Annotated in this window: 3 protein-coding genes; 2 read left to right on the top strand and 1 reads right to left on the bottom strand. The window is 73.1% G+C overall.

Annotated elements, in window-relative coordinates:
* Positions 1-94 precede the first annotated feature (94 nt).
* Together GH736_RS21360 and GH736_RS21355 are read left to right on the top strand one after the other, a co-directional pair.
* Positions 95-1,060 (top strand): hypothetical protein, encoded by a 966-nt coding sequence (locus tag GH736_RS21360; protein WP_159606887.1) that lies wholly within the window; start codon positions 95-97, stop codon positions 1,058-1,060.
* Positions 1,061-1,068: 8 nt separating this feature from the next.
* Positions 1,069-1,440 carry a CHY zinc finger protein gene (locus tag GH736_RS21355; RefSeq protein ID WP_328596937.1) on the top strand — a complete coding sequence of 124 codons (372 nt, stop codon included), beginning with the start codon at positions 1,069-1,071 and terminating at the stop codon, positions 1,438-1,440.
* A 61-nt stretch (positions 1,441-1,501) separates the two neighbouring features.
* Here the strand turns inward: GH736_RS21355 and GH736_RS21350 are convergent.
* Positions 1,502-2,322 (bottom strand): CPBP family intramembrane glutamic endopeptidase (locus tag GH736_RS21350; RefSeq protein WP_159606885.1); only part of this gene is annotated, 821 nt, incomplete at its 5' end.

The following is a 2,322-nucleotide window of genomic DNA, read 5'->3' as shown; positions in this document are numbered from 1 at the left end:
GACCTCGCCCGCGGCACCCGGCGCGCCGATCGCTCCGATCACGCCGGCCGCCTTCCCGGCGCCCGACGAGTGCGAGGGGTCCGCCCGATCGTCCATGTTCGACGGTAACCCGCTCGGGCAGGGCGCATCCTGCGGATCTGCCGCGAACCGAGCGCGCACGCCATCATGGAGCGATGAGCGAGCCATCGCGACGAACCCGCCACGACTCCCCAGCGAGCGCCGCGGCGAGCTCCTGGCCGCCGCACGCGACGAGGCGGCGAGGCGCCGCCCCGCCGACCTGCTGCGCCAATGGTCGACGGATGCCACGGTCGTCCCGAGCATCGTCGACCTCCGCACGACCCTGGCCTACGACGCGCTCGCGCTGGACGCCGCGCCCGACTACGAGGCGCTGCTGCTCTCGCCGGTGGCGCCGCTCGGCGCGGCATCCGTCGTCGCCCCGACCTCGCAGGACCGCAGCCTCTCCACCATCCGGGCCTCCGAGGTCGTCTCCGACCCGACGAACGTGCTGGCACTCGAGGCCGCGCGCCGGCTGCTGGCAGATCCCCGGGGGCACGTGCGGCTCTGCTCGTCGCACCAGGTCCTCCGCATGCAGCCCGTCGCCGACGGCGAGGGGCACACCCGGCACTTCCGTCTCTTCGTGCTCGCCGACGCCGGCGCCGGCCTCGCCGACGACGGCTTCGAGGTCGCCGCCGTCGCCGCCCAGCTCGGCGTGTACCGCCGCATCCTCGACGCCGCGGCATCCTCCCATGGCCTCGACTGGGAGCATCCGGTGGCCGTCGTGCGCACCGACGGATCGCACCCGGCGCTCGCCGAGCGCGTCATCGCCGCGATGGCGGCGTCGCAGCCCGACGTCGAGGTGCGGGCCGAGTCGCTGTCCTCGAACTACTACCACGGGCTCAGGGTCGGCTTCGGCGCGCACGATCGCGCAGGGGTGTTCCGCGAGGTGGTCGACCTCGGAGTCTTCGACTGGGTCGCGCAGCTCACGAGCAACCGCCGCCACCGCTCCGTGGCGAGCGCGATCGGGATCCAGCTGCTGCCCCTGCTCTTCGGCGGGAGATGATGGATGGCGTGACCCAGCCCGAACGCCGCCACGACGGCGATGCCCGCGCCCGGCCGGCCGTGCTCGGCCCCGTGGTCGACGACATGACCCGTTGCGTGCACTACCGCACCGACGTCGACATCGTGGCGATCAGGTTCGCGTGCTGCGGCGAGTACTACCCGTGCCACCGCTGCCACCAGGAGACCGCCGACCACGAGGCGACGCAGTGGCCGATCGACGGGCGCGACCGCGAAGCGGTGCTCTGCGGCGCCTGCGGCACCGAGCTCACGATCGACGCCTACCTCGGTACGACCGAGTGCCCGAGCTGCCACGCGCCGTTCAACGAGCGCTGCCGGCTGCACACCCACCTGTACTTCCAGACGGAGTCAACCGAGCACTAGGTGGGCGGCGGATGCCGCGACCGCCGCCTGATCGACGCCGCTGCCGTGCCCGTCGCGCGCGTCAGCCGAGCCGCGCGCCCACCCGATCCGTGCGGAACTGACCCGCAAGCACGAGGACCACGATCACGACGGCGAAGACGCCGCATGCGATGAGCCCCACCGGACCCGCCAGCCACGCCGGCGGGATCGGCGAGCCGGCGGCGACGAACAGTGCGGCGAGGCCCGCGGAGGCGTTGAACGCACCGTGCCCGAACACCGCGGGCCACACCGATCCGGTCCGCAGGCGGGTCCATCCGAGGATCACGCCGAACAGCATGCCCGCGAGGGTCATGAGCAGCACGCCCCACGCATCGGTCAGGCCGTAGTTGTAGCCGAGCAGGATGAGCGGGGTGTGCCAGAAGCCCCAGAAGGCACCCGAAAGCAGCAGCGCCGGCCACACACCGAGCGGCCGGAGTGCGGGCAGCAGCCAGCCACGCCAGCCGACCTCCTCACCGAATGCGAACGGCGCGTTGAGCACGGCGCCGAGCGGGATCATCACCAGCTGCATCACGACGATCAGCCCGACCGGGGGCAGCGGAGAACCGGCCGGCAGGGTCGCCTCCAGCTGCTCGGCGAAGCCCGAGAACCCGACGAGGTCGAACTGCGCGAACCCCAGCAGGCCCACCACGACGAGACCCGCGGCGACCAGCATCGGCATCGCGAAGATCGTCGCCACCGTGAAGCCGACGGTACGACCGACCGGCCGCAGCGGCCACATGCCGAGTTCCCGCAGGATGCCGCGGGCGCCCCGCCTGCCGTGACGGCGGTGCGCGACGAGCAGCGCGGCGACCGTGCCCACCGCGGGCGTGAACATCATGGCGGCCGCGATCCGGGGCAGCAGCG

Origin of the sequence: Agromyces humi (genome assembly GCF_009720255.1) — a bacterium.
GTDB lineage: Bacteria > Actinomycetota > Actinomycetes > Actinomycetales > Microbacteriaceae > Agromyces > Agromyces humi.
The sequence above is the reverse complement of the archived record's forward strand: the minus strand, read 5'-3'. Positions and strand labels throughout refer to the sequence as shown.

What these genes read in the sequence shown, in the direction of transcription:
- GH736_RS21360 (WP_159606887.1), top strand. Translation starts at nt 95, where the DNA reads ATGTTCGACGGTAACCCGCTCGGGCAGGGCGCATCCTGCGGATCTGCC.